Origin of the sequence: Luteimonas fraxinea (assembly GCF_021233355.1) — a bacterium.
Classification (GTDB): Bacteria; Pseudomonadota; Gammaproteobacteria; order Xanthomonadales; family Xanthomonadaceae; genus Luteimonas; species Luteimonas fraxinea.
In genome coordinates this window covers 647,572-667,794 of record NZ_CP089507.1, presented here as the reverse complement: position 1 = coordinate 667,794, position 20,223 = coordinate 647,572, and the positions used below count along the sequence as shown (strand labels likewise).

Here is a 20,223-nt window from a genome sequence, read left to right as displayed (position 1 = left end):
TCTCCGTCGCAGTGGGCGTCGCGATCAGCGGCCGCCCCGGGGGAGAACCGGTTGACGAAGCATGTCCTGCGCCTGTCCGGCGTACTGGCATGGATGCTGGTGGTATCGCCCACGCTGCTCGGGTCCGGAACGGCCGCGGCGCAGTCGTCCGGCGCGGTTGAGGCAACACCTTCGCTGACGCGTGCGAAGGCCGTTGCACTGACTGCGCGACCTCCGGGTTGGCAATCGCCGGAGACATCGTCGCCTGCTGACGACGAGCAACTGGATTGGCGGCAAACCGTGCAGCTCGCCGTTGCGCGCTATCCATCGATCGCAGGCGCACGGTCCGCGATCGACCAGCAGGCGAGCCTGGTGGACGCTGCGCGGTCCGGGTATCTGCCGCGCGTGCAGGCAGAGGTCACCAGCGGACAGCAGGGCGAATTCGGGACCGGGCAGGTCGCGACCGTCGGGCTGTCGCAGATGCTCTACGACTTCGGCAAGACCCGCAGTGCGGTCGCACGCGAGCAGGCAGCCGGGGAGCGTGAGGCGGCCGAGTTGCTGCTTGCGATCGATGCCGTGATCGAACAGACCGGGCAAGCGCTGATCGAGATCCATCGCTACGAAGTGCTGCTCGACACCTTCGCGACACAGATCGAGGCGCTGGGGCGGGTCGAGGAGATCACCCGACTGCGCGCCGAGGCCGGCGCCGCCACGCGCAGCGATCCATTGCAGGCACGCGCGCGCGTCGAAGCGGTGGAAGCGAAGCGCTCGGCGGCTCGCGCGCAGATCGGCCAATGGCGCAGTCGTCTGCAGACCTATGTCGGTGCGGAGGCTGCTGCACGCTCGGTCTCGGCAGGGCCGGGTGCGTTGCTGGACCACACGCAGCGCGATGTCGATATCGATGGACTGCCCGCGTTGCAGGTCGCGCGCGCCCAGCGCGCCGAGGCGGAAGCCCTTCTGCGCAACGCACGCGCGCAGCGCTATCCCACGATCAGTCTCGAAGCGAACGCCAACCATCGGCTCGGCACCGCCGGAGAACGGTACGAAGGCGTCTACGGACGACGCAGCTACAACAACGCGCTCATCTCGGTGCGCAGCGATCTCTACCGGGGCGGCGCGGTCGGTGCCCAGGCGCGCGCGAGTGCCAGTGCGCTGGAGGTCGCCGACGAACAGCTGCGCACGGAGCGGTTGCTGGCCCTTGATGCACTGCGGACCCAGCAGGCGCGGATCGATGGCCTCGAGGAACGCATCGAAGTGCTCGATCGACGGGTGACGAGCATCGTCGAGACCCGCGAACTGTATTGGGACCAGTACCTCTCGCTGGGCACGCGCAATGTGCTGGATCTGCTCAACGCCGAACAGGAGATCGGCCAGTCCACCGAGGATCTGCACAACGCCCGCCACGATCTGTGGCTGGCCCAGCTCGAACATCTCTTGGCAAGCGGCGCAGCACGCGCGGTATTCGGACTCGAAACGGCCGCGGAACGCACCTGGCCCGGTCCCTCTGGAGCACAGCTTTGACCACGAAGAATCCGCGCGACACGTCCGAGCATCTGCCGTGGCTGGATGCGCTGATCGCAGTCTCGCGCCACTACCGGCTCGATGGATCGCAGGAGCGCGTGCGGGTGGAAGCGGAGTGGCGCGCACGCGCCGACAGTCTGGACGAGGTGATCGAACACATGGCGCGCCAGCTGGGGCTCGTCGCCGTTATCGACCGTCTGGTGCCGGGCATGCTCGATCCGTGGCGGCTGCCGATGATCGTCGACCTCGGCGACGGCCAGGTGGGCGTGCTGGAGCAGATCGACAGCGACGGCAACGTCAGCGTGCGCCTGAGTGGTGAGCACGGGCTGGTCACCACGCTCGGCAGGGACGAACTGTTGCAGCGCACGCAGCGCGTGCTGCTGGCCAAGCCCCAGTCGGCCGTGCCCGATGCGCGAGTCGATGAATACATCAAGCCCTGGCAGTCCGACTGGCTGCTGAAAGAGGCGCTGAAGGAATGGCCGCGCTATCTGGACGTGATGCTCGCATCGATGGTGGCGAACGTTCTCACGTTGGCAGCGATGCTGTTCACCATGCAGGTCTATGACCGGGTGGTGCCGGCGCAATCGGTGCCGACCCTGTGGGTGCTGTTCGGCGGCCTGCTGATCGCGTTGACCTTCGCCTTCCTCATGCGTGTCTTGCGCACGCACATCACCGACCTCGTCGGGCGTCGCGCGGATCTGCGGATCTCCGATCGCGTGTTCGGCCATGCGCTGCGGATCCGCAACGATGCCAGACCGCGGTCGACCGGCAGTTTCGTCGCGCAGCTGCGCGAGCTCGAACAGATCCGCGAACTGACCACCTCGACCACGATCGGTGCGCTCGCGGATCTGCCGTTCTTCGTGCTGTTTCTCGGCGTGATCTGGCTGATCGGCGGACATCTGGTGCTGGTGCCGCTGGCCGCACTGCCGCTGCTGCTGATCCCCGGCCTGCTGGCGCAGCGGCCTCTGGCGCGACTGTCGCGGTCGGGCATGCGCGAGTCGTCGATCCGCAGCGCGATGCTCGTCGAGACGGTCCAGAACATGGACGACATCAAGCTGCTGCGGGCCGAGCCGCGATTCCAGAACCAGTGGAACCATCTCAACGAGACCACTGCCGGCATCGGTATGCGGACCCGGCGTCTGACCGGCGCGTTGAATGCCTGGACCCAGGAAGTGCAACAGCTGGTCTACGCCAGCGTAGTGCTGGTGGGCGCGTTTGCGGTGATGGCCGGCGAACTGTCGGTGGGCGTTCTGGTGGCCTGTTCGATGCTGGCCTCGCGCATGATCGCGCCGCTGGGTCAGATGACCGGCGTCATGGTGCGCTGGCAGCAGGCCAAGGTCGCGCGCGAAGGTCTGGACGAGTTGATGAAGCGACCGGTCGACCAGCCCGAACGCAGTCTGCGTGTGCATCGTCCGGTCCTGCGCGGCAGCTACGTCCTCAACGAGATCCGGTTCGCTTACGCGGAGGCCGGCAGGCCCGCGCTCGAGATCAAGCGGCTGGAGATCGCCGCCGGCGAGAAGGTCGCGTTGCTGGGCCGCAACGGTGCGGGAAAATCGACGCTGCTGCAGTTGCTGGCCGGGATGCAGTTCCCGCAATCGGGGCAGGTGCTGCTCGATGAGGTCAAGAGTTCGGTCCTCGATCCGATGGACGTGCGTCGCGATGTCGCACTGCTCAATCAGCACGCGGCGCTCTTCTACGGCACCTTGCGCGACAACCTGACCATGGGCATGCCGCACGCCACCGACGATGATCTGCTGAAGGCCCTCGTGCGCAGCGGCGCCGCCGACGTCGTGCGTTCGTTGCCGGAAGGTCTGGATTACATGGTGCAGGAAGGCGGGCATGGGCTGTCCGGCGGGCAACGCCAGACGCTGTTGCTGGCCCGCACCCTGATGCGCGGGCCGAATGTCCTGCTGCTGGACGAGCCGACGGCCTGGCTCGACGAGGCCAGCGAGCGGCGCTTCATCGACGGGATGGAAGCGTGGCTCGCGCCGAGAACGCTGGTCGTCGCGACACATCGCCCGGCAGTTCTGAAGTGGGTCGACCGCATCGTCGTGCTCGAAGGCGGCCGCGTCGTGCGTGATGGTCCAAAGGACGATGTGCTCGCGCGGCCAGCCGTCGCACGTGCGCCGCGCGGGGCATCCTCGGTCGTCGTCGGGAAGCGCTCATGAGCGACGAACTCCACGGCAGCATGGGACTGGAGCGCGCACGCGCGCCGCTGGCGTCGAAGGTGGTCTGGGCCACTGTCGCCTGCCTGCTGGTATTGCTGGCCTGGGCGGCCGCCTTCGAACTCGATGAAGTGACCACAGGCACCGGACGGGTCGTGCCCACGTCCCGGGAACAGGTGGTGCAATCGCTCGAAGGCGGCATTCTCGCCAGGCTGCATGTGCGCGAAGGCGACGTGGTGGAGCCGGGTCAGGTGCTCGCCCACCTCGACCCCACGCTGGCCGAAGCGACGGTCGAGGAAAGCGCATCACGCATGCGGGCGACGTTGGCCAAGTCGGCGCGATTGCAGGCCGAAGTGGGCGGCGGCGCGCTGGAATTTCCAGACGAAGTACAGAACGACCCGCTTCTGGTACGGGCCGAAACCGCGCTCTACCAGTCGCGGCGCGACAGCCTGCTAGAGACCACCGCCGGACTCGGCCGCGCGCTGTCCCTGATCAATCAGGAAATCAGCCTGACCGCGCCGCTGGTGGAGCGGGGCGCGGCCAGCAATGTCGAACTGCTGCGCCTGCGCCGGCAGGCGAACGAACTGCAGAACAAGCTGACCGACCTGCGCACCCAGTACCTCGTGACCGCACGCGAAGAACTCGCCACCGCCAACGCCCAGGTACTCGAATACCAGTCGGTGACCCGAGGTCGCAGCGATGCGCTCAGGCGCTCGACGATCGTGTCCCCGGTCAAGGGCATCGTGAAGAACGTCGAGGTCACGACGGTGGGGGGCGTCATCCCGCCGAACGGCAAGCTGATGGAGATCGTGCCGCTCGACGACAAGCTGCTGATCGAGACGCGGGTGTCGCCGCGCGACGTCGCGTTCCTGCATCCCGGGCAGCGCGCGATGGTGAAGATCACCGCCTACGACTACCACATCTACGGCGGTCTCGAAGGGCAGGTCGCCCTGATCTCGCCCGACACGATCCAGGACGAAGTGAAGCCGGAGGTCTATTACTACCGCGTGTTCGTCCGGACCGAGCGCGACCATCTGCTCAATTCGGCGGGGCGCCAGTTCCATATCTTCCCGGGCATGGTGGCGACGGCTGACATCCACACCGGCAGCAAGACGATCATGAGTTATCTGATGAAGCCCCTGAACCGGGCGGGGGAGGCACTGCGCGAGCGTTGATCGATGGCTGGCAATGCCAGCGACGGTTGATGTTCGCTCGGAGGCCAACCGTTACATCGGTGACGTCCCGCTCAGCGAATGTCGGCCAGTCAGAACCGAAGCAGGTTCAGCGCGACGGCGCCGGCGGCCGCAGACACCACAACCCGGTGCACACGAGCGTCAGCCCCATCGGCGGCACCGCGGCCAGCGAGATCGCCGACAGCAGATCGTCTGCGAGCACGAACTGCGAGATCCCGCCGGCGAGCACAGGTCCAAGCGCGCAGAACGCGGCGATCAGGAAGCTGTAGCCGGCGAAGGCGCGGGCACGCAGCGCGACGGGTGCGAGGTCCTGCAGCATCGTCGGAAGCAGCGCGTTGGCGACGCAGGTCGTCAGCAGGAAGGCGCCGGTCAATACGAGCGCGGCAGAGGTCGACGGTGCGAACGCGAGCAGGGCGGCGCAGGGCGCCGCGATGGCGGTGGCGGTGCCCATCAATGCAGGACGCGCGCGCAGGCCGAGCCGGCCACGCAGTCCGCGGTCCACCAGCCAGGCGATCGGCAGGCTGATCATCGTGCCGGCCAGCGTCAACATGCCCAGCGTGTGGCCGATGGTGCCGAGGTCGGCGACGAAGCGGCGTTCCAGGGCCATCGCGATCAGCGGCACGACGGCCTGCACGGCGATTGCCACGCCGCCCGCCGCGCCGACGAACAGCAGCACCTGTCGCAAATGGCTGCGCACGAATCCAGCCAGTGAGGCCGAAGTCGCGGACGTGCTCGTGTCCAGCGCATGTCGCGGCGGATCGAGCGTCAGCGTGCCGAGCAGCAACAGCGGCAGGCCGGCCAGCGCGAGCAGCGCCATCGTCCGTCGCCAGGGTGCGAGATCGGCGAGGACGCCGGGTCCATCGATCTCCGCCATGAACTGCAGCAGATCACCGCCCAGGTAGAAGCCCGCGCTCGCGCCGACCGCCATCAGTGCGGCGAACGTGAGATTTGCACCGACGCGCAGGCGTTCGCCGACGAGATCGGGAATCAGCGAGTAGACGATCGGAATCATCGCGAACTCGGTAATGCCGGCAGCCGCGCGCCCGACGAAGAACAGCGCGAAGTTCGGCGCCAGCGCGCCGAGCAGGGTCAGCACTGTCCACGCTGCGATCAGCGCGAGCAGGATGCGTTTGCGCGAATGGCGGTCCGCCAGCCGCGCCAGCGGGATCGCCAGCGCGCTGGCGATCAGGATGCCGGCGATGCCGTGCAGCGCGCCCATCACCGCATCGCCGACGCCGAAGGTCTGACGGATCGCCGGAGACAGGATCGACTGCAGGCCGCGGTCGCTCATCTGCACGCCGGCGGCGAGACCGAGGAACAGCACGGTCGCCACGCCGGCGCGCGACGTCCGTGTCGCAGAACGCGGGTCGGTCATGGCGATCGCGTCCTGCATGCGGGCGTCTGCCTCGTTGCGCCTGCGCCTACCAGGTGTAACGCGCGGTCGCGGTAACCGTGCGGCCGTAGCCGTAGTAGCACCACGCCGCGGAGTTGCAGACCGACACGTATTCGCGGTCGGCCAGATTCTGTGCGTTGAGCTGGATGCGCCAGTTCGAGATGTCGTAGTGCGCCGATGCGTCGAACAGCTTGTACGACGGCGTCTCCCATTCGTTACGCGCATCCCCGAAGTGCTCGCCGGTGAAGCGCACGCCCGCGCCGAAGCCGAGGCCGGCGAGCGCGCCGCCGGTAATCGTGTAGTCGCTGCCGAGCGAAGCGACGTGACGCGGCTGCAGCGCGATCGCCTTGCCCAGCGTCGTCGCGTCGTTGCTCTGCGTGACTTCGGAATCGACGTAGGCGTAGGCGCCGTACACGCTCAGGCCCTGGCCCACGTTCCAGCGGCCTTCGAGTTCCGCACCGCGCACGCGGGTTTCACCCTGCTGCACGGAGAACAGCGTGTGGTCGGGATCGACGGTCAGCGTATTGGTCTGGATGATTTCGTACGCGGCGAGCGTCGCCAGCACACGGCCACCTTCGGGCTGGAACTTCAGGCCGGCTTCGACCTGGCGACCGGTGGTCGGCACGAAGGCATTGCCGGAGAAATCGGTGCCGACCGTCGGCTGGAACGATTGCGACCAGCCCACGTACGGCGCGAAGCCGTTGTCGAACACGTAGTTGATGCCCACGCGTCCGGAGAAGCGCTCGTCGCTCTGGTGATCGCCGTTGGTGTCGGTGCCCACCCAGTCCTGACGGCCGCCCAGCGTGATGACGAACCTGTCGACGCGGATCTGGTCCTGCACGTACAGGCCGATCTGGTCCTGGGTCTGGTCGGTGAAGAAGGTGCCGGGGCCGAAGTCGGGCGCGAGGTTCGGCATCGAGCCGTAGACCGGCGCGAACGCATCGAGACCGGTCGCGGTGAACGCGAAGTTCGACGCGTAATCATTGTGGTAACGGCGATAATCGAGGCCGGCCAGCACGGTGTGCGACACGCGTTCGCCGCCGAAGTGCCAGCTCAGGTTGTTGTCGAGCGACAGCGTGCGCTCCTTCTCGCGCGTCGACCACAGATAGCGCGACAGCGTGCGCTGGTCGGCCAGCAAGCCGAAGGTGCCGACGGTGATCGCCGGATCGATCTCGCTCTCGCCCCAGCGCAGGTTCTGCGCGAACGCGGTACCGCCGCCGAAATCATGGCGGAACTCGTAGCCGATCGACGCCATCGTCTTGACGTAATCGTTGGCGTTCGGCTCGCCGGTGTACAGGCTCGCGCGGATCTTGCCGTTCGGGTTGGGCAACAACGTGCCCTCGACCGGCAGGAAGCCGGCGCCGGCCTTGGTATCGGCCTTCTGGAAACGCGCGAGCACGGTCAGTTCGTTCGCGGTGTCCGGCTTCCAGGTCAGCGCGGGCGCGAAGTAGTAACGGTCGTCGTGGATGAAATCGACCTCGCTGTCACTGTTGCGCGCCAGACCGGTGAGGCGGTAGCTGAGCGTGCCGCTGTCGCCGAGCGGGCCACCGAAATCGGCCGCGAGCTGACGCAGGTCGTGGCTGCCGAGCTGCATTTCGATTTCGCGCAGGGGTTCATCGGTCGGGCGCTTGCTGACGTAGTTCAACAGGCCACCCGGCGGCATCGCGCCGTAGTTGACCGACGCCGGTCCCTTCAGCACTTCAACGCGTTCCAGACCGTAAGGCTCGATGCGGGTGATGCCGGTGCCCGAACCCAGCGGCAGCGCCAGGCCGTCCATGTAGCGGGCGGGCGTGAACCCGCGCACCAGCAGCCAGTCGCTGCGCGTGTCCGGTCCGTAGCCGCCGCCCTGCGCGCCGGCGGTGAACCACACCGCTTCCTCGATGCCGTGGATGCCGCGATCGCGCATCTGCCGGTCGGTGATGACCGAGATCGACTGCGGCACTTCGAGGATCGGCGTGTCGGTCTTGGTCGCCGTGCCGCTGTCGCGCGCGATCGGCGCGGTGACCTGCACTGCATCGAGGGTCGTGGCATCACTGGCGCTCTGTGCGAAGGCGAGCCCGGCTGCGGGCATCAGGCCCAGTGCGAGCGCTGCGCGGATGGCGACACAAACGGGGCGACGGGTGGCCGGAACGGCGCGGGACTTGGCGGACATCGGGTCGAAGGCCTGAGAAAGCGGGACAGGAGGAGGGCATGCGGGCCCCACGGCCATCGCGGCCCGGCCGCCATCTGGCGCGAACCATTCGCGATTGCTCATGGGAATCATTGTCATTCTGTGCCTGTCCTGTCCGCCGCGCAATCCCGCCCGAAGCGCGCCACGGCCGCTTTCTGCGTTACCATCGGCGTCCGTTCTCCCGCATACAGGTGGCCCGCGGCAACGCCGGCCGAGCGTGCGACATGCGCACTACCACCGCCCAGCGCTGACCGCCCCGAGGCCTCCTGCACAAGGCGCCCTCCGGCGCTTTTTTTGTGGCCGCCACGCGGCCCGCGGACCGACACCGGCCCGCTCCCGACACTTCCAGATCCCGGTTCCCATGATCACGATCACGCTCCCCGACGGCAGCCGCCGCGAATTCGAACAGCCCGTTTCCGTCCTCGAGGTCGCCCAGTCGATCGGCCCGGGCCTGGCCAAGGCCACCGTCGCCGGCAAGGTCGATGGCCGCCAGGTCGATGCGTCCGACGTCATCGATCACGACGCGACGCTGCAGATCCTGACCCCGAAGGATGCCGAGGGCGTGGAGATCATCCGCCACTCCTGCGCGCATCTCGTCGGCCACGCGGTCAAGCAGCTCTACCCGGACGCGAAGATGGTCATCGGCCCGGTGATCGACGACGGCTTCTACTACGACATCTACAGCGAGCGCCCGTTCACGCCCGAAGACATGGCGGCGATCGAGAAGCGCATGGTCGAGCTGATCGACACCGAGTACGACGTCATCAAGAAGATGACGCCGCGCGCCGAGGTCATCGAAACGTTCAAGGCCCGCGGCGAGGATTACAAGCTGCGCCTGATCGACGACATGTCCGCCGACATCACGCAGATGGGGCTCTACCACCATCAGGAATACGTCGACATGTGCCGCGGCCCGCACGTGCCGAACACGCGTTTCCTCAAGGCGTTCAAGCTCACGCGCATCTCCGGCGCGTACTGGCGCGGCGATTCCAAGAACGAACAGCTGCAGCGCATCTACGGCACCGCATGGGCGGATTCCAAGCAGCTCAAGGCCTACATCCAGCGCATCGAGGAAGCCGAGAAGCGCGACCACCGCCGCATCGGCAAGCAGCAGGAACTCTTCCATCTGCAGGAAGAAGCGCCGGGCCTGGTGTTCTGGCATCCGAAGGGGTGGGCGCTGTGGCAGGTCGTCGAGCAGCACATGCGCGGCGTCTACCGCGACAGCGGCTACGGCGAAGTGCGCTGCCCGCAGATCCTCGACGTGTCGCTGTGGCAGAAGTCCGGTCACTGGGACAACTACAAGGACAACATGTTCTTCACCGAGTCGGAGAAGCGGACGTACGCGGTGAAGCCGATGAACTGCCCGGGCCACGTGCAGATCTTCAACCAGGGCCTGCACAGCTACCGCGACCTGCCGATCCGTTACGGCGAATTCGGCAGCTGTCATCGCAACGAGCCCTCGGGCGCGCTGCACGGCATCCTGCGCGTGCGCGGTTTCACCCAGGACGACGGCCACGTGTTCTGCACCGAATCGCAGATCGAATCGGAAGTCACCGCGTTCCACCAGCAGGCGCTGGCGGTCTACACGCACTTCGGTTTCGACGACATCCAGATCAAGATCGCGCTGCGTCCCGAATCGCGCCTCGGCGATGACGCCACGTGGGACAAGGCCGAAGCCGCGCTGCGCAATGCGCTGTCGGCCTGCGGTGTCGCGTGGGAAGAACTGCCGGGCGAGGGCGCGTTCTATGGCCCGAAGATCGAGTACCACTTGAAAGACGCGATCGGCCGCACCTGGCAGCTCGGCACGATGCAGGTCGATTTCATGATGCCCGGCCGCCTCGGCGCCGAGTACGTCGACGAGCACAGCCAGAAGCAGGTGCCGGTGATGCTGCACCGCGCGATCGTCGGTTCGATGGAGCGTTTCATCGGCATCCTGATCGAACACCACGCCGGCGCATTCCCGGCCTGGCTGTCGCCGGTGCAGGCGGTGGTGATGAACATCACCGACGCCCAGGCCGATTTCGTGGAGACGGTTCGGAAATCCCTTGCAAATCAAGGGGTCCGCATCGAGGCCGATTTGCGGAACGAAAAGATCGGCTATAAGATTCGCGAGCACACGCTGCAACGGGTACCGTATCTGCTCGTGATCGGGGATCGCGAGAAAGAAACCGGTACCATCGCCGTTCGGACGCGTTCCGGTGAAGATCTGGGCTCGATGCCGATCGACGACTTCGTTGCCCGCCTTCGCGCGGCGCCCGTTCCAGCATGAGTCCTTCACCGGCGCCGGTCCAACATGGACGCGCCGGTCGCCCCGTTGGTTGACGAGCCGGCGGTATGTTCCATTTCGGAGATCGCAGTATTAGCACCCCTGACAACAAGCAGAATCGGCGCAACCAGGACATCCGCGTACCGCGGGTGCGTGTCATTGGTTCCGACGGCGAGATGATCGGCGTCCTCACGCGCGAAGAAGCGCTGAAGGCTGCCGAGGAGGAAGGTCTCGACCTCGTCGAGATCCAGCCGAACGCGGATCCGCCGGTCTGCAAGATCATGGACTTCGGCAAGTTCAAGTTCGACCTCCAGAAGAAGGCGAACGAGGCCAAGAAGAAGACCAAGCAGCAGGAAATCAAGGAACTCAAGTTCCGGCCGGTCACCGATGAAGGCGACTACCAGATCAAGCTGCGCAAGATGCGCGGGTTCCTCGAGGACGGCGACAAGATCAAGGTCAACATCCGCTTCCGTGGCCGCGAGATGAGCCACCAGGAACTGGGTCGCGAGATGGCGTCGCGCATCGAGACCGACCTGGGCGAGGACATCGTCATCGAATCGCGTCCGCGCCTCGAAGGCCGGCAGATGGTCATGATGATCGCGCCCAAGAAGAAATAATCACGCGTTTACGCGTGGGCATACCGTTCCCCTCTCCCTCTGGGAGAGGGCAAAGGGTGAGGGGGCGCCGCGAGGCGCCTCTTCCAGTTTCAGATCGAGGCTCAGCCGTATCAGCGTTCCAGCGTTTCGATTCTGCTCGACGCCACCTTGCAGCGACCTGGTGGTGGCGGGCATCGAGCCTTCCGCCAACCCGATGATTTGCAAGCCGAATCCGCGCACGGCATAATGCGCGGCTCCCCGGTCCGCCGGGGTGGCAGATTCATCCAGGACCCGCCTGGATTCCCTCGTGGGATCAAAGGCTTAACACCGGCATGGGCAGGACGGAAAGCGTGGCACCAGCCACCGCCCAGTCAGTACTCGTATCCCACAAGGACTTTCGCAATGCCCAAGATCAAGACGCACCGGGGCGCCGCCAAGCGGTTCCGGAAGACGGCGTCCGGCAAGTTCAAGGCCGGCCACGCAAACCGTAGCCACATCCTCACGAAGAAGACGACCAAGCGGAAGCGCGGTCTTCGTCAGACGAACATCATTCCGGCGTGTGATAGCGGTCGTATCGCCCGCATGCTGCCGTATCTCTGAGGAGGACTGAACCATGGCTCGAGTCAAGCGGGGCGTCCAGGCACGCCGTCGTCACAAGAAGGTTCTCGGCCGCGCGAAGGGCTATTACAACGCCCGTCGCAAGGTCTTCCGCGTCGCCAAGCAGGCCGTCATCAAGGCTGGCCAGTACGCGTACATCGGTCGCAAGCTCAAGAAGCGTGATTTCCGTTCGTTGTGGATCACGCGTATCAACGCGGCCGCACGTCTGAACGGCATCAGCTACAGCCGCTTCATGAACGGTCTGCTCAAGGCTGGCATCACCCTGGATCGCAAGATCCTGGCTGACCTCGCGGTCAACGATGCAACCGGCTTTGCTGCGCTCGCCGAGAAGGCGAAGGGCGCGCTGGCGGCCTGAGGCCGTCGTCTCCACCGTAAAGCGGTACTGCCGCCGGATCCGTCCGGCGGTCACGTGGGGAAGGGCGCAAGTCCTTCCCCATTGTTGTTTGTGGCGCCGGATTTTCCGGGCGTGACATCCCCCATCAGCGACGGGCCAGCAGTGCGATGAGCGAAATCGACTCCCTTTCGAACCAGGCGCTTGCCGATATCGAGGCGGCCGCGACGCCCGAGGCGCTCGAAGCGCTGCGCGTCGGGCTGCTCGGCAAGAGCGGCAGCATCACATCGCAGCTCAAGGCGCTCGGTGCGTTGCCGGGCGACCAGCGCAAGGCCGCAGGCGAGGCGATCAACCGCGCGCGAGATGTCATCGGCGCTGCGCTGTCGACGCGCAAGACCGCACTCGACGACATCGCCCTCGATGCGAAGCTGTCCTCGCAGACCATCGACGTGACCCTGCCGGGGCGCGACGGTGCGCGCGGCGGCGTGCATCCGATCAGCCGCACGCTCGAGCGCATCGCCGACATCTTCGGGCGTCTGGGCTACGAGCTCGCCGACGGTCCCGAGATCGAGGACGACTGGCACAACTTCGAGGCCTTGAACTTCCCGCCGCACCATCCCGCGCGCGCGATGCACGACACGTTCTATTTCGGCGACGGCCGCCTGCTGCGCACGCACACCTCGGGCGTGCAGGTGCGTTACATGGGCGAGCACGCGCCGCCGCTGCGGATGATCGCGGCCGGCAAGGTCTACCGCTCCGACAGCGACCAGACGCATTCGCCGATGTTCCACCAGGTCGAAGGCCTGCTGGTCGACGAACACGCGACGTTCGCTGATCTCAAGGGCACGCTGAGCGAATTCGTGCGCGCGTTCTTCGAGCGCGATTTCGAGATGCGTTTCCGTCCGAGCTATTTCCCGTTCGTCGAACCTGGCGCCGAAGTCGACATCGCCTGGCAGCAGGCCGACGGCAGCACGCGCTGGCTTGAAGTGCTGGGCTGCGGCATGGTCCATCCGAACGTACTGAAAGCCGTCGGCATCGATCCCGAGCGCTACACCGGCTTCGCCTTCGGCCTCGGCGTCGAGCGCTTCGCGATGCTGCGCTATGGCGTCGACGATCTGCGTGCGTTCTTCGACAACGATGTGCGCTTCCTGCGCCAGTTCGCGTAAGTCCAGGCGCGTCGCGCCTGCATCTTCTCCGCGTCATCCGTAGCGAACAGGTCCCGCAGTGCCGGGACGACGATTCCAAGAGATCGCCATGAAATTTTCCGAGAACTGGCTGCGCCAGCACGTCAAGACCGATGCCACCCGTGACCAGCTGGCGGCGACGCTGACCGCGATCGGCCTGGAAGTCGAAGAGATCACGCCGCTGGGCGAGGCGCTCGACGGCGTCGTCGTCGCGCGCATCGTCTCGGCCGAAAAGCATCCCGAAGCCGACCGGCTGCAGGTCTGTCAGGTCGATGCCGGTGGCCAGACGCTGCAGATCGTCTGCGGTGCGCCGAACGCGCGTCCGGGCCTGGTCGCGCCGCTGGCACTGATCGGCACGACCGTCGGCACGTTGACGATCAAAGCTGCGCAGCTGCGCGGCGTCGATTCCAACGGCATGCTGTGCTCGGCCAAGGAGCTCGGCATCGACGCCGACGCATCCGGCCTGCTGGAACTGCCCGACGATGCGCCGATCGGCGCGCCGCTGTCCGATTACCTCGGACTGCCCGACGCGAGCATCGAGCTCAAGCTCACGCCGAACCGCACCGACTGCTTCGGCATCCGCGGCATCGCGTTCGACGTGGCCGCCGCCTGCGGCAGCGAAGTCGCGCCGCTCGACGCACCGGCCGTGTCGGTTGCCTCGGATGCATTGCTGCAGGTCGTGCTCGACGCGGGCGCCGATGCGCCGCGCTATCTCGGCCGGGTGATCGAAGGCATCGACGCGACGCGTCCGACGCCGTCGTGGATGGCCGAGCGCCTGCGTCGCAGTGGCGTGCGTCCGGTCAGCTTCCTCGTCGACGTCACCCAGTACGTGATGCTCGAACTCGGCCAGCCGATGCATGCCTTCGACCGTGACCTTCTCAAAGGCCCGGTCGGCGTGCGGCGCGCGCGCAAGGGCGAGACGCTCAAGCTGCTCGACGGTCGCGACGTGACGCTGGACGAACAGTTCCTCGCAGTCACCGACGCCGACCGCGTCGTCGCGCTGGCCGGTGTCATGGGCGGTTTCGACACGCGCGTGACCGACGGCACCCGCAACGTGTTCCTCGAATCCGCGCACTTCGCGCCGGACGCGATCATCGGCCGCAGCCGCCGTCTGGGCCTGCATACCGATGCTGCGCACCGCTTCGAGCGCGGTGTGGATCCCGAGCTGCCGCGGACCGCGATCGAATACGCGACGCGCCTGATTCTCGATGTCGCCGGCGGCAGCGCCGGTCCGGTGACCGCCGCCGAACTCGAGGCGCACCTCGCGCAGCCGCGCACGATCGCGCTGCGTCGCGCGCGCCTGACGCGCGTACTCGGCCTGACCGTCGACGACGTGGAGATCGGACGCATCCTGCGCGCGCTGGGGCTCACTGTCGTCGCGAACAGCGAAGGCTGGCAGGTCACCGCGCCGACGCGTCGCTTCGATCTGGCGATCGAGGAAGACCTGATCGAAGAGGTCGTGCGCATCCACGGCTACGACCGCGTGCCGACCACGCTGCCCGGCGGCGCCACGCGCATCGCGGCGCCCAGCGAGACCCACATCGCCGAGGCCGAACTGCGTCGTCAGATGGTCGCGCGCGATTGCCTGGAGACGGTCAACTTCGCCTTCGTCGATGCGTCGCTGCTCGCGACCTGGCAGGCGGATGCCGGCAGCGTGCCGCTGGCCAATCCGCTGAGCGCCGAACTCGGCGTCATGCGCACCGCATTGCTGCCGGGCCTGGTGTCCACGCTCGCGCGCAACCTCGCGCGCCAGCAGGAGCGCGTGCGCCTTTTCGAAATCGGCAAGGTCTTCGCGCAGGCGAACTCTGCCGGAGCCGCACCCGTCGAGACCTTGCGCGTGGCCGCCGCGGTTGCCGGCGATGCCGGCGTTGAGCAGTGGGGCGATGCCACGCGTCCGGTCGATTACTTCGATCTCAAGGGCGATCTCGAAGCGCTGGCCGCAGTCGCGGGCGCGACGCTCATCTTCGCGCGTTCGACCACGGCGCACGGCCATCCCGGTCGCTCGGCCGACGTGCTGCGCGACGGCGCGCGTGTGGGCTGGATCGGCGAGCTGCACCCGCGCCTGCTGCGCGCGCTCGACATCGACGTGCCTGTGGTGGCGTTCGAACTCGACGCGTCCGCGCTGCAGGTACGTCCGCTGCCACGGGTGACCGGGCTGTCGAAGTTCCCGTCGGTGCGTCGCGATCTGGCGATCGTCGCGCCGGAATCGGTCGACTGGTCGGCTCTTGAAACCACCGTGCGTGCGAGCGCCGGACCGCTGCTGGCCGACGTGCGCCTGTTCGACCGTTATGCCGGGCAGGGGGTCGAAACGGGGTTCAGGAGTCTCGCCATGGGCTTGATTCTGCAGGAAAGTTCACGCACTCTGACCGATCGCGATGTCGATGCTGTCGTTGCGGACGTGGTGGCCGCGCTCGCGCGCGAACACGACGCGAAGATCCGGGGCTGAGGCCTCACAGGGGGATTGCTGCGTGGCACTGACGAAGGCGGACATGGCCGAGAAACTCTACGAGGAAGTCGGCTTGAACAAGCGCGAGGCGAAGGAATTCGTCGACGCCTTCTTCGACGTGCTGCGCGATGCGCTGCAGCAGGGCCGTCAGGTCAAGCTGTCGGGCTTCGGCAATTTCGACCTGCGCCGCAAGAACGAGCGTCCGGGTCGCAATCCCAAGACCGGTGAGGAGATTCCGATCTCCGCGCGCACCGTTGTGACCTTCCGTCCGGGCCAGAAGCTCAAGGAACGTGTCGAGGCCTATACCGGCTCGGTGGGCGCCGCACATGCTTGATCCGGGCAGCAACCGCGAACTGCCGCCGATCCCGGCGAAGCGCTATTTCACGATCGGTGAGGTCAGCGAGCTGTGCGACGTCAAGCCGCACGTGCTGCGTTACTGGGAGACGGAATTTCCGAGCCTGAGCCCGGTCAAGCGCCGCGGCAACCGCCGGTACTACCAGCGGCACGACGTGCTGATGGTGCGCCAGATCCGCGGCCTGCTGTACGAACAGGGCTATACGATCGGCGGTGCACGCCTGCGTCTGGAGGGCGAGGGAGCCAAGCAGGAGTCCGCGCTGAGCAGCCAGATCGTGCGCCAGGTGCGCATGGAGCTCGAGGACGTGCTGCAGTTGCTGAAGCGCTGAGCACGCCGCGTCACATGGATGGGCGAAACGCCCGCCAGACGGTATAATTTCCAGATTCCGGGGTATAGCGCAGCCTGGTAGCGCACTTGTCTGGGGGACAAGTGGTCGTCGGTTCAAATCCGGCTACCCCGACCAAAACATGCGACATCCGAACGGCCCATGCGCAAGCGCGGGCCGTTCTGTTTGTGGGCGTATCGATGGTCGCGTCAGGCCGGATCCAGCAGCGCGCGCCCTTCTTTCGTGAGATCGATGTCACCGTCTTCGGCAAGCACGGCATAGCCCGCATTGACGGCCCAGTCGGTCTCCGATTCGCTGATGGGCGTTGTCGCATCGATGTCGCGCAGGATGCGGCGCTGGTCGTTGTCGATCGTCATGATGATCTTCCGTTACGGGGGATGTCGCACCGTAACGATGCCGGTGTGGGCGAGGTGTGCGCGCTTTGCGGGCCTGACGGTCTTCGCACGCCGCGACGCTGAACAGAACGCCGACGCTGTGCCGAATGTCATGCGCGTTCGGGAAGGCGGCTTCGTATGCTCAGCCTTCATCTTCTTGAACGAGTCTGGCTGATGGACAAGCGATTCGGTGTTGGGTTGCTCGCGTTCGCAATGGCATCGGCATCGATGGCCCCCACCACGCAGGCACAGGAGGCTCCGGCTGCATCGCCTGCGCCCGCCGCGCAGTCCGATACACCCGACGTCCGCGACATGGACACCGTCGTCGTGACCGGTGTGCAGCCCGGCCCGGGCCTGTGGCGGGTGCGGCGCGATGACGGACACACGCTCTAAATTCTCGGCACACAGTCGCCGCTGCCCGCGGGCATCACGTGGCGCGCGGACGAGGTGCGTGAAGTGCTCGCCGAGGCGGGCGTCGCGCTCGGGCCGCCGGGGGCGCAGTGGGGCGCGGACATCGGATTCTTCAACAAGCTGACGCTCGCGCCGTCCGCATTCCGGGCGATGCGCAATCCTGATGGCGCCACACTGGACGAGCTGCTGCCGCCGGATCTCTATGCGCGCTGGGTGGCGCTGAAGGAACGCTACATCGGGCGCGATCGTGGCATCGAGCGCAAGCGGCCTTTCATCGCGGTCTACCAGTTGTATCGCGCGGCGCTGGAGCGCAACGGCCTTCGCGAGGGTGGGATCATCGGTCCCGTGATCGAGGACGCGCTCAAGGCGCGTGGCATGGAACTCACGCCGACGATCCTGCAGTTGAAGATCGACGATCCGCGCGGTGCATTGGCGACGTTCCGTCGCGAGACGCTCAAGCCCGAGGACATCGCGTGTGTGCGCGGCACGCTGGACATCATCGAGAACGATCTGCCGCGCATCGCCGCACGCGCGAACGCGTGGGCGGTTGGCGATCTCGATACCTTGCGCGGCATGCCCGACGCGCGGGCACAGGTCATGACCTGCCTGTCCGCATGGACCGCGAGCGAGACCGCGCGCGAGCTGGGCATGGCGGATATCCAGTCGAAGGTCAGCGCCGCCTGGCTGTCGAAGGTCGACGCCGCGATGGCCGAACACCCGGTCGTCTTCGCGACGGTGCCGATCGATTCCTTGCTGCGCGCCGATGGACAACTCGACGCGTTGCGCGCGCGCGGCTACACCGTGCTCGCGCCGGACGAATCAGACGTTTTCGAAGACGTGGACGGCGATGCGTCAAAAGAAGCCGTGACGCCCTGACAAGAAGGGCTCGCAGTCGCGGGCCCGTTCGCTCAGCCCGCGGCAGCGGCCTGCAATGCCGCGCCGCCGCTGCGCAGTTCCGGCCAGCGGCGCAGGACCGCGTCGCGGATGCCGTCGACATCGAGTCCTGCTTCGGCGAGCAGATCCTCACGACTGGCGTGATGCTGGAACGCATCCGGCAGGCCGAGGTGCAGCACCGGCATCGTGACGCCTTCGGCATTGAGCAACTCGGCGACACCCGAACCGGCGCCGCCGGCAACGACGTTGTCTTCTAACGTCACGAAGCCATCGTGGGTCTTCGCCAGTTCCAGCAGCAGGGCGCGGTCGAGCGGACGCACGAAACGCATGTTGACGACGGTCAGACCGAGCGCCTCGCCAACCTGTTCGGCGGCCGGCACGATCGCGCCGAACGCCAGCAGCGCAATGCGCGAACCGCGGCGTCGCAGGTCGGCCTTGCCGATCGGCAGGGTGTCGAGCGTCGTGTCGATCGCAACGCCGGGACCGGTGCCGCGCGGATAACGCACCGCGGCCGGGCCTTCGTGGCGAAAGCCGGTCGTCAGCATCGCGCGGCATTCGTTTTCGTCGGCCGGCGCCATGATCACCATGTGCGGCACGCAGCGCAGGAAGCTCAGGTCGAGGTTGCCGGCATGCGTGGCGCCGTCCGGACCGACGACGCCACCGCGGTCGATCGCGAACAGCACATCGAGCTTCTGCACCGCGACGTCGTGGACCAACTGGTCGTAGGCGCGCTGCAGGAAGGTCGAATAGATCGCGACCACCGGTTTGGCACCCTCGCAGGCCATGCCCGCGGCCAGCGTCACCGCATGCTGTTCGGCGATGGCGGTGTCGAAGTAGCGCGCCGGGTATGCCTTGCTGAAACGCACCAGGCCCGAGCCCTCGCGCATCGCCGGCGTGATACCGAGGAGCAGCGGATCGGCGGCAGCCATGTCGCAGATCCAGTCGCCGAATACGTCGGTATAGGTCGGCTTCTTGGCACCACTCTTGGCAACCAGGCCCTTGTCCGGGTCGAACGGGGAGACGGCGTGATAGCCGATCTGGTCGCCTTCGGCGAGTCCGTAGCCCTTGCCCTTCGTCGTGATGACGTGCAGCAGCTGCGGACCCTTCAGGCCCTTGAGCGTCTTCATCGTCTCGACCAGTGCCTTGACGTCGTGGCCGTCGATCGGGCCGGTGTAGTGGAAGCCCATTTCCTCGAACAGCGTGGACGGCACGAACATGCCCTTCCAGTGTTCTTCCCAGCGACGCACGAACTTCGCGGTCGGATTGTTCTTGTCGCCGAGCAGCTTCTTGCCGCCTTCGCGCAGCGCATTGAGCGTGCGGTTGCCGGTCGCGCGCCCCAGCATCTTGGTCAGCCCGCCGACGGCTTCGCTGATCGACATGCGGTTGTCGTTGAGCACCACCAGCACGTCGGGCTCGGGCTCCATGCCGCCGGCGTGGTTGAGCGCCTCGTAGACCATGCCGGCGGTCATCGCGCCGTCGCCGATCACCGCGACCACGCGGCGGTCGTTGCCGGCCTGCGCATTGGCGATCGCCATGCCCAGCGCGGCCGAGATCGAGGTCGACGAATGGCCGACACCAAAGGTGTCGTACTCGGACTCTTCGCGCTTCGGGAACGGCGCCACGCCGTCCTTCTGCTTGACCGTGTGGATGCGGTCGCGGCGGCCGGTCAGGATCTTGTGCGGATAGGTCTGATGGCCGACGTCCCAGACGACGCGGTCGTGCGGCGTGTCGTACATGTAATGCAGGACCGTCGTCAGTTCGATCACGCCGAGGCCGGCGCCGAAATGGCCGCCGCTCTTGCCGACGGATTCGATGAGATAGGCGCGCAGTTCGTCGGCGATCGCGGGCAGTTCGGTTTCGTCGAACTGGCGGAGGTCGGACGGCGCGTCGATGCGCGCAAGGCGCGGATAGCGCGTGGAGTCGATCATCCGCTAATTGTACGCCGCGGCCCCGCGGCTGGCGTCACCGGCCTGTCATGGAA

17 protein-coding genes and 1 tRNA gene are annotated in these 20,223 nt (G+C 66.7%); 14 read left to right on the top strand and 4 right to left on the bottom strand.

Annotated features, from left to right (window positions below):
- Nucleotides 1-51: 51 nt before the first annotated feature.
- From LU699_RS02925 to LU699_RS02915, 3 genes are read left to right on the top strand one after another with little or no spacing between them, the layout of a single operon-like run.
- The gene (locus LU699_RS02925; protein ID WP_232134601.1) at nucleotides 52-1,500 is read left to right on the top strand and encodes a TolC family protein; all 1,449 of its coding nucleotides are present in this window, start codon (nucleotides 52-54) and stop codon (nucleotides 1,498-1,500) included.
- Entirely contained in the window at nucleotides 1,497-3,668 is a 2,172-nt protein-coding gene (locus LU699_RS02920) for a type I secretion system permease/ATPase (protein WP_232134602.1), read from the top strand. The genes LU699_RS02925 and LU699_RS02920 overlap by 4 nt, the downstream gene beginning before the upstream one ends.
- A complete protein-coding gene (locus LU699_RS02915; RefSeq protein ID WP_232134603.1) occupies nucleotides 3,665-4,840 on the top strand; it encodes an HlyD family type I secretion periplasmic adaptor subunit in 1,176 nt (391 codons plus the stop codon). The genes LU699_RS02920 and LU699_RS02915 overlap by 4 nt, the downstream gene beginning before the upstream one ends.
- Before the next feature lie 106 nt (nucleotides 4,841-4,946).
- On the opposite strand, the gene LU699_RS02910 is transcribed toward LU699_RS02915, so the two are convergent.
- Together LU699_RS02910 and LU699_RS02905 are read right to left on the bottom strand one after the other, a co-directional pair.
- Complete coding sequence (locus LU699_RS02910; protein ID WP_232134604.1) at nucleotides 4,947-6,233, bottom strand: MFS transporter; 1,287 nt, start codon at nucleotides 6,231-6,233, stop codon at nucleotides 4,947-4,949.
- Nucleotides 6,234-6,279: 46 nt separating this feature from the next.
- The gene (locus LU699_RS02905) at nucleotides 6,280-8,403 is read right to left on the bottom strand and encodes a TonB-dependent siderophore receptor (protein WP_232580477.1); all 2,124 of its coding nucleotides are present in this window, start codon (nucleotides 8,401-8,403) and stop codon (nucleotides 6,280-6,282) included.
- A gap of 379 nt (nucleotides 8,404-8,782) precedes the next feature.
- Here LU699_RS02905 and thrS point away from each other — a divergent pair, with 379 nt between their 5' ends.
- The 9 genes from thrS to LU699_RS02860 all read left to right on the top strand — a co-directional run bounded on the left by thrS (nucleotide 8,783) and on the right by LU699_RS02860 (nucleotide 16,680).
- The gene (gene thrS / locus LU699_RS02900) at nucleotides 8,783-10,690 is read left to right on the top strand and encodes a threonine--tRNA ligase (RefSeq protein ID WP_232134606.1); all 1,908 of its coding nucleotides are present in this window, start codon (nucleotides 8,783-8,785) and stop codon (nucleotides 10,688-10,690) included.
- A gap of 65 nt (nucleotides 10,691-10,755) precedes the next feature.
- On the top strand, nucleotides 10,756-11,304 hold the full coding sequence (gene infC, locus LU699_RS02895) for a translation initiation factor IF-3 (RefSeq protein ID WP_232134607.1): 549 nt from the start codon (nucleotides 10,756-10,758) through the stop codon (nucleotides 11,302-11,304).
- 381 nt (nucleotides 11,305-11,685) lie between these two features.
- Nucleotides 11,686-11,883: a 50S ribosomal protein L35 gene (rpmI, locus tag LU699_RS02890; RefSeq protein ID WP_232134608.1), complete on the top strand. Its 198-nt coding sequence runs from the start codon at nucleotides 11,686-11,688 to the stop codon at nucleotides 11,881-11,883.
- A 13-nt stretch (nucleotides 11,884-11,896) separates the two neighbouring features.
- Nucleotides 11,897-12,256 (top strand): 50S ribosomal protein L20, encoded by a 360-nt coding sequence (gene rplT / locus LU699_RS02885; RefSeq protein WP_159678264.1) that lies wholly within the window; start codon nucleotides 11,897-11,899, stop codon nucleotides 12,254-12,256.
- A 146-nt stretch (nucleotides 12,257-12,402) separates the two neighbouring features.
- Nucleotides 12,403-13,398, top strand: a complete 996-nt coding sequence (gene pheS / locus LU699_RS02880) for a phenylalanine--tRNA ligase subunit alpha (RefSeq protein ID WP_232134610.1) — start codon at nucleotides 12,403-12,405, stop codon at nucleotides 13,396-13,398.
- Nucleotides 13,399-13,486: 88 nt separating this feature from the next.
- On the top strand, nucleotides 13,487-15,862 hold the full coding sequence (gene pheT, locus LU699_RS02875) for a phenylalanine--tRNA ligase subunit beta (protein WP_232134611.1): 2,376 nt from the start codon (nucleotides 13,487-13,489) through the stop codon (nucleotides 15,860-15,862).
- 22 nt (nucleotides 15,863-15,884) lie between these two features.
- Complete coding sequence (locus tag LU699_RS02870) at nucleotides 15,885-16,196, top strand: integration host factor subunit alpha (protein ID WP_232114670.1); 312 nt, start codon at nucleotides 15,885-15,887, stop codon at nucleotides 16,194-16,196.
- Nucleotides 16,189-16,545, top strand: coding sequence for a MerR family transcriptional regulator (locus LU699_RS02865; protein WP_047136502.1), 357 nt, complete (start codon nucleotides 16,189-16,191; stop codon nucleotides 16,543-16,545). The genes LU699_RS02870 and LU699_RS02865 overlap by 8 nt, the downstream gene beginning before the upstream one ends.
- Nucleotides 16,546-16,603: 58 nt before the next feature.
- A tRNA-Pro gene (locus tag LU699_RS02860) sits at nucleotides 16,604-16,680 on the top strand.
- A gap of 71 nt (nucleotides 16,681-16,751) precedes the next feature.
- On the opposite strand, the gene LU699_RS02855 is transcribed toward LU699_RS02860, so the two are convergent.
- Nucleotides 16,752-16,919 carry a hypothetical protein gene (locus LU699_RS02855; RefSeq protein WP_232134686.1) on the bottom strand — a complete coding sequence of 56 codons (168 nt, stop codon included), beginning with the start codon at nucleotides 16,917-16,919 and terminating at the stop codon, nucleotides 16,752-16,754.
- A gap of 192 nt (nucleotides 16,920-17,111) precedes the next feature.
- Here LU699_RS02855 and LU699_RS02850 point away from each other — a divergent pair, with 192 nt between their 5' ends.
- Complete coding sequence (locus LU699_RS02850) at nucleotides 17,112-17,330, top strand: hypothetical protein (RefSeq protein WP_232580476.1); 219 nt, start codon at nucleotides 17,112-17,114, stop codon at nucleotides 17,328-17,330.
- Complete coding sequence (locus LU699_RS02845) at nucleotides 17,331-18,224, top strand: TraB/GumN family protein (RefSeq protein ID WP_269781358.1); 894 nt, start codon at nucleotides 17,331-17,333, stop codon at nucleotides 18,222-18,224. It begins immediately after the preceding gene.
- A 32-nt stretch (nucleotides 18,225-18,256) separates the two neighbouring features.
- On the opposite strand, the gene dxs is transcribed toward LU699_RS02845, so the two are convergent.
- On the bottom strand, nucleotides 18,257-20,170 hold the full coding sequence (gene dxs / locus LU699_RS02840; protein ID WP_232134688.1) for a 1-deoxy-D-xylulose-5-phosphate synthase: 1,914 nt from the start codon (nucleotides 20,168-20,170) through the stop codon (nucleotides 18,257-18,259).
- Nucleotides 20,171-20,223: the final 53 nt, after the last annotated feature.